Origin of the sequence: Leifsonia sp. Leaf336, assembly GCF_001423695.1 — a bacterium.
Taxonomy (GTDB): Bacteria; Actinomycetota; Actinomycetes; order Actinomycetales; family Microbacteriaceae; genus Leifsonia.
This window is the reverse complement of record NZ_LMOZ01000002.1, coordinates 1,330,882-1,337,426: the sequence shown is the minus strand read 5'-3', so window position 1 is coordinate 1,337,426 and position 6,545 is coordinate 1,330,882. Positions and strand designations below refer to the sequence as shown.

The following is a 6,545-nucleotide window of genomic DNA, read 5'->3' as shown; positions in this document are numbered from 1 at the left end:
ACAGCACCATCTGCACCGCCCCCTACACCCTCACCCAAGCCGACATCGACGCCGGACACATCGACAACACCGCCGTCGCCACCGGAAACGACCCCGACAACAACACCGTCACCAGCAACAACTCCACCGTCACCCTCCCCACCCCACCCACACCCGCACTCGCCCTCAACAAAACCGCCAACACTGCCACGATCAGCGCAGCCGGCCAGGTGATCACCTACACATTCACGGTGACCAACACCGGCAACGTCACCCTCACCGACGTGGCCGTCGCAGAGCAGAGCTTCTCAGGAACAGGTACCTCGCTGACACTGACCTGCCCGGCTGACACGACCCTGGCCGCCGGACAATCACTGACGTGCACCGCCGACTACCAGACGACGGACGACGATTTCGCAGCGGGAAGCATCACGAATACGGCCGACGCAACCGGAGTCGACCCCACTGGCACGAGCGTCACGTCGACTGAGTCCAGCGCGATCGTGACGAGCGCAGCCGCAGCCACGGCGCCTCCTGCACCGCCTGCGGCGGACGGTTCTCTGGCAGAGACCGGCGGCACCTTCCCGAGCTGGCTCGCGCCGCTCGCAGGGCTTCTCGTGCTCGCAGGACTCGGCCTGATCGTGATCGTCATCATCCGCCGCCGCACCAACAAGCGAACGAACTGACCTCCACCGACTCGGCTCCGGGATCCAGCCCCCGGAGCCGAGACACTCTCCCGACACCAGATGAGGTGAAGATGTATTCTTCCGCACACGATCGCAGACGATCAACACATTCGAGGCTGTCCCTCCCCGTCGCCCTCGCCCTCCTGCTTTCCGCCGCCGTCACGACATGGTCAGGCGGGCAGACCCCGGCTGACGCCGCCGGCGTGCTCAATTGCTCCGGGACCTCCATCTACGGCCACGTTCCCGGGGTGGCGGGCGCTCCCGACGTCCAGGATCTGCTGAGCATCGACGGCTCATCGCTCGGCGCAGCACAGCTCAACGCCTCGAACGAGTCGACCAGCACCACCTCCGGTGTGAACCCGAACGGCTTGGGCATCGCTCCAGGAGGCGCTGCGGCATACAGCGCGTCGGACACCGGGACGGTGATCCAGCAGTACGACGCGGCGAGCGGGTCCTGGTCGACGGTTCCAGGGCTGCCTGCACCCGGTGCGGCAGTCACGGTCGGTGCCATCGACCCGACCACCGGCATCTACTACTTCGGCAATGTCGGATCTGCGACCGCTGACGCGCACCTCTGGGGCTACGACACGACGACCAACCAACTCATCGACCCTTCACCGTTGGTCAGCTGGCCGTACGTGGCAGGTCAAGCCAATGGCGATATCGCCTTCGACGGCGGAGGCAATCTCTACATCGTTACGTCCTCCACGACCGACGGGACTCTCGAGGCGATTTCTGGACCGCTGCCTCGGGCCAGCGCTGGGGCCGCAGCCCTCACGCCGTCCACCCTGAGCGACTTCTCGGTCCCCGGGGGCGTGGCGGTCAACGGCATAGCATTCGACGGCACCGGAACGCTCTACCTCAGTCAGGGCGGAACCAGCGGAGTATTCTCGATCGATCCCGGAACGGGCACCGCTCGAGGCGCCCTCACACCTCTGCCGATCGCCCTGGCGGGCCCGACGGGGCGGGGTCTCCTCGACTTGGCGAGCTGCGCCTTCCCTCCGACCGTGAGCGCACAGAAGAACGTCGTCTCGCGCGTCAACCCGACCGACCAGTTCACCCTCGACGTCACGGGTCCGACGGTGAGTTTCCCCGCGACGGCCACCACCGTGGGAAGTGCCACCGGCCTCCAGCAGACGGCCGCCGGACGCATTGTTCAAGCCGGTCCGGCCCTCGCACGCTTCGACGACACTTACACAGCGACGGAGACGGCGGCGGGCACGACGGACTTGTCGCGATACCTGACCACCTACAGCTGCATCGATACGGTCAACCCCGCGAATCCGGAGTTCCCGATAACCGGTTCAGGAACGAGCGTCAGCTTCAACCTCGATCCTTTGGCCGGAGAGGCGCCCTCCGTCGTCTGCACATTCACGAACGCTGCGCGCGCGCCTGCCCTCACACTGACCAAGGAGGCTAACCCCACGACCGTCGCGGCGGCGGGCGATACCATCGACTACACCTACACCGTGACGAACAGCGGCAACACGACTCTGTCCGGCATCGACGTAGCCGAGACGGCGTTCACGGGAACGGGAACGCCTCCGGTGCCGACGTGCCCGGCCGCGACGCTCGCTCCCACCGAGAGCACGCAGTGCACCGCGAGCTACGTCGTCACGGCGGCGGATGTGAACACTCCCTCGATCAGCAACACGGCAATGGCCACGGCCCAGGACGCGCTCGACGGCACGGTCACGAGCCCGGACGCGACCGCTGCGGTCGCTGTCACAGCAGCGCCTGCGCTGAGCCTCACCAAATCCGTCGACCACGCCACGGCCAGCGGGCCCGGTGCGATGGTCACGTACTCGTTCCTGGTCGAGAACACCGGCAATGTTCCGATCACCGGTGTAGCCATCACCGAGAGCGCGTTCACCGGGAGCGGTCCGGCGCCAGTGGCCACGTGCCCCGTGAATGCCGCCTCGCTCGCTCCCGGTTCCAGCGTCACCTGCACCGCTTCCTATGAGCTGACGCAGGCGGACGCCGACGCCGGACAAATCGACAACTCCGCAGTCGCGACGGGCTTCGACCCGGCCGGCGGAGACGTCGCCTCGCCCGACTCGACCGTCACGGTCACGATTCCGGCGACGCCCGCGCTGACGCTCGAGAAGACCGCGACTCCGTCCCGGCTCTCCTCGGCGAGCCAGAGGATCGCCTACTCGTTCCTCGTGACCAACAGCGGCAATGTGACGCTCGACGGCATCGCCATCGCCGAACAGGACTTCACCGGCACGGGAGGCCCGCTCACGGTGGTGTGCCCGGCTACGAGCAGCTTGGCGGCAGGTGCCTCGCTGACCTGCACGGCCGACTACCAGGTGACCGACGCCGACATCGCAGCGGGGAGGATCAGCAACCGCGCGACGGCTGACGCGACCGACCCCTCCGGCACGAGCATCTCGTCCGAGGAGTCCGAAGCCGTGGTCGACATCGCCATCCCGGCGGCTCCGAACCTGCCTGCCGCACCGAACCCGCCGCTCGCCGACACCGGGAGCAGCCTCCCGACCGTGCTGGTGCCGATGGCCGCGCTCCTCGCGATAGCCGGTACCGGAATCGCGGTCATCGCACGGCGTCGGTCCGGAGAAGCGCAGGACTGACGGCGCGAGACCGTGACCCGCAGGTGCCCCAGGCGTCAGCGACGCCCGGGGCACCGTCACGTGGAGGTCAGAGCGACTCTTCGTCCTTCTCCGCTTCGACGGGGTCGCTGTCCTGCGCGTCGAAATGGTATTCGACGTGACGTTCGCCGTTCACGACGCGCTCCTGGCCCGCGACGTACCAGAACACGGACTCGAGGCCTTCGACCGCAGCGACGGCGCCGATGCGCTCGTCGACGACTCCGCCGACCAGGTACCGTCGTTCCGCGGTTCCTACCAGCGGGCCGTCGGCGTACTCGACGATGTATTCGGGGTCCGAGTGGGGTGTCTCGCTCATGACACCACCGTAGTCCCGGTCGCATCCCGGGGTGCAGACGCGATCGGCCAGTCGGTCACGTCGAGCACCAGGTCGGCGTTCGCGCGCGGATCCTCCCGGTCGAGGTAGCGCTCGAACTCCGACTGCCACAGGTCCCAGTGCGACGCGAAGGTCGCGCCGTCCCGATCGAGCGCGCGCGCCTTGCGCAGCTCGTCATCCGCGTCCAGCCAGAGCGCCAGGTGCGCCCAGCGCACGTTCGCTCCGGCCAGCGTTCCGCAGCCCTCGACAACGACGGGCGCCGGCCCGCTCACCTCGTGCCACTCGGCGGGGCGATCGCCCGCCCAGTCCCAGCGCCGCCACCGACCACGCCCGGAGGTCGCGAGCGGCTCGAGCAGTTCGGCGTGCAGCGCGTCGCTGGCGGCGTCGAGCCCGTCCCAGCCCGGATAGAGGTCGTCCATCCGGACGATCCGCGGTGCCACGTCGCCCGGCCAGCGCGACAGGAGCAGATCGGCGAGCGAGCTCTTGCCCGCGCCGCTCGGCCCGTCGATCAGCACCACAGGGGCGCCGCCACCCGCGGAGACCGCGGCGGCGGCGACCGCGGCGAGCACGGCCTCCAGGCCGTGTGCCGCGTCAGGACCCCAGGACATTCCAGCTCCCCACTGCGATCGCGACGCTCGCGGCCGTTCCCGCCACGACCACGGCGACGGCCAGCGCCGCCCAGTCGCGGGCGCGGAACACCGACGGACGCGCCCAGGTCCGCTGGGTCGTCGCGCCGAACCCCCGGGCCTCCATCGCCGTCGCCAGCTTCGAGCCGCGCCGGATGGACAGCACGAAGAGCGCGAACGCCTGGCCGAGGAACCGGCGGAACGCGCCCGACTCCGCTACGCCGCGCGCCCTCCTCGCCAGGGACAGCGCCCGCCAATCGTCGATGAACAGACCGACCAGGCGGAGGCCCGCGAGGGCGCCGACCACGAAGCGCGCCGGCAGCTTCAGGATCTGCGCCAGGCCGTCCGCCAGGTCGGTCGGGTCGATCGTGACGAAGAGCAGGACTGCGGGCAGCCCGATCGCCAGGACACGCAGCAGCGTGGCGAGCCCCAGCTGCAGCGAGCCGGTGCTGACTTCGATCGCCCACCACTGCAGATACACCGTGCCGCTCGTACGGCCGTAGAGCACCGTCGTCAGTGCGGCGAGGGGCGCCGCGATCAGGACAGGGGCCGTCCGCACGAGCAGAACAGGGGCCGGGATGCCGGCGAAGCACAGCAGCACGGCCTCCAGTGCGAGGGCCACCCCCGCCGACACCGGATCGATCGACACGAGGAGCACGGCCGTCACGATGAGAGCCGCGCCGAGCTTCGAGACCGGGTTGAGCGTGGCGAGCGGCCCGCTGCGGACGGGTTCGGCGATGGTCATGCGGCGGCCTCCTGGTGCGCGTCGACGCGGAGCCCGGTCGCGCCGACGGCGGAGGCGAACTCTGCATCGTGAGTGGCGGCGACGATCGCGTGGCCGTCGGCCCGCAAGGCCGCGATCACCTCGACGAGGCCGCGCCAGGTGATCGCGTCCTGTCCGAACGTCGGTTCGTCGAGCACGAGGACCCGCGGGCGCGTCGCGAGCGCCGTTCCCACGGACAGCCGGCGTTTCTGACCTCCGGAGAGGGTGAACGGGTTGGCCTCGGCCAACGCGGCGAGACCGAGCGCCTCCAGCAGCTCGGCCACACGCCGATCGGTCTCGTCGGGCGCCAGACGTAGCGCGCGCGGCCCAGCGGCGAGCTCGTCGCGGACGGTGGAGGCGAGGAACTGATGCTCCGGGTTCTGGAACACGCTGCCGATGCGGGTCAGCAGCTCCCGTGAGCGCCACGCCCCCGGGTCGGTCCGGGCGCCGTCCGCGAGCACCGTGGACGCGTCGAGCGTTCCGCCCAGGCGCGGCAGCAGACCGCCGAGCGTGAGCGCGAGGGTCGACTTGCCGGCCCCGCTGCGCCCGGTCAGCGCCAGGGCGGAGCCTTCCGCCACCGTGAGGTCGGTGCGGAACGGGAGAGCATGCTCGAGGAGGGCGTCATCGGGTCGGCGCGGTCGGCCGTTCCCTCCGATCCTGCGTCGGCGACCGGAGAACAGCGGCGTGCGCCCGACGGCGAGGTCGCGGGCCTCCAGCAGCGGGGCCCCGATCGCGACCGACGACGCCTCGGGCGCAGGCTCGTCGGGAAGCCACACGCCCGCACGCCGCAGCTCGCCCGCCACGTCGGCGAGCACATCGTCAGGCGCTCCATCGGCGAGGACGCCGCCGGAGCTGTCGAGGACCACGACCCGGTCGACCAGGTCGCGCCAGACCGCCACGCGGTGCTCGACGACGATCATTGTTGCCCCGGAGGCGGCGAGCACCTCGGCGACCGCGTCCCGCACCTCCCGGGCGCCTTCCGGATCCAGATTCGCCGTCGGCTCGTCGAGCAGCAGCAGTCCGGGACGCATCGCGAGCAGGCCCGCGAGCGCGAGCCGCTGCTTCTGCCCTCCCGACAGCTGCGCGGTCGAGCGGCCGAGCGGCAGGTCCAGACCGACCGCGTCGAGCGACGCGCGGACGCGCGCCCACAGCTCGTCGCGGGGCACGCCGAGGTTCTCGCACGCGAACGCCACGTCGTCGCCGACGCGCGCGAGGATGACCTGCGCGTCGGGGTCCTGCAGCAGCAGGCCTGAACGGCCGCGCGCGTCGGCGGGAGCGCGGCCGTCGATGCGCAGCGACCCTTCGGTCTCGCCGTCGTCGTCTCCGCCGAGCACCCCGGCCAGTCCGGCGAGCACCGTCGACTTGCCCGCACCGGAGGCGCCGAGCAGGAGCACGCGCTCCCCCGGCTCCACCGAGAGAGTGAGTCCCCTCACGGCCCAGGCGGCGCGTCCCGCGTAGCGCCAACCCCAATCGCCGACCCGAACGGCGACCGGGGCCGGCGGCCTCGGAGAGGATGAGTCAGACATCAGGGAAGGTCCCGTGCCTGCG

6 protein-coding genes are annotated in these 6,545 nt (G+C 70.5%); 2 read left to right on the top strand and 4 right to left on the bottom strand.

Going from position 1 to position 6,545, the window contains the following annotated elements; all coding sequences use genetic code 11:
• Both ASF88_RS15250 and ASF88_RS15245 read left to right on the top strand, forming a co-directional pair.
• The coding region (locus ASF88_RS15250; protein ID WP_055920172.1) for a DUF7507 domain-containing protein at positions 1–665 on the top strand (665 nt) is incomplete at its 5' end.
• A 71-nt stretch (positions 666–736) separates the two neighbouring features.
• On the top strand, positions 737–3,256 hold the full coding sequence (locus ASF88_RS15245) for a DUF7507 domain-containing protein (protein ID WP_082518988.1): 2,520 nt from the start codon (positions 737–739) through the stop codon (positions 3,254–3,256).
• A 67-nt stretch (positions 3,257–3,323) separates the two neighbouring features.
• Here ASF88_RS15245 and ASF88_RS15240 read toward each other — a convergent pair whose 3' ends face one another.
• Genes ASF88_RS15240 through ASF88_RS15225 form a run of 4 tightly spaced genes read right to left on the bottom strand, consistent with a single transcriptional unit; the run spans position 3,324 to position 6,523 of the window.
• The gene (locus ASF88_RS15240) at positions 3,324–3,590 is read right to left on the bottom strand and encodes a hypothetical protein (protein WP_055920166.1); all 267 of its coding nucleotides are present in this window, start codon (positions 3,588–3,590) and stop codon (positions 3,324–3,326) included.
• Positions 3,587–4,216, bottom strand: a complete 630-nt coding sequence (locus ASF88_RS15235; RefSeq protein ID WP_055920163.1) for an ATP-binding protein — start codon at positions 4,214–4,216, stop codon at positions 3,587–3,589. The genes ASF88_RS15240 and ASF88_RS15235 overlap by 4 nt, the downstream gene beginning before the upstream one ends.
• A complete protein-coding gene (locus ASF88_RS15230; RefSeq protein ID WP_055920161.1) occupies positions 4,200–4,979 on the bottom strand; it encodes an energy-coupling factor transporter transmembrane component T family protein in 780 nt (259 codons plus the stop codon). Before ASF88_RS15230 ends, ASF88_RS15235 begins: the two co-directional genes overlap by 17 nt.
• Positions 4,976–6,523: an ABC transporter ATP-binding protein gene (locus ASF88_RS15225; RefSeq protein ID WP_082518987.1), complete on the bottom strand. Its 1,548-nt coding sequence runs from the start codon at positions 6,521–6,523 to the stop codon at positions 4,976–4,978. Before ASF88_RS15225 ends, ASF88_RS15230 begins: the two co-directional genes overlap by 4 nt.
• Positions 6,524–6,545: the final 22 nt, after the last annotated feature.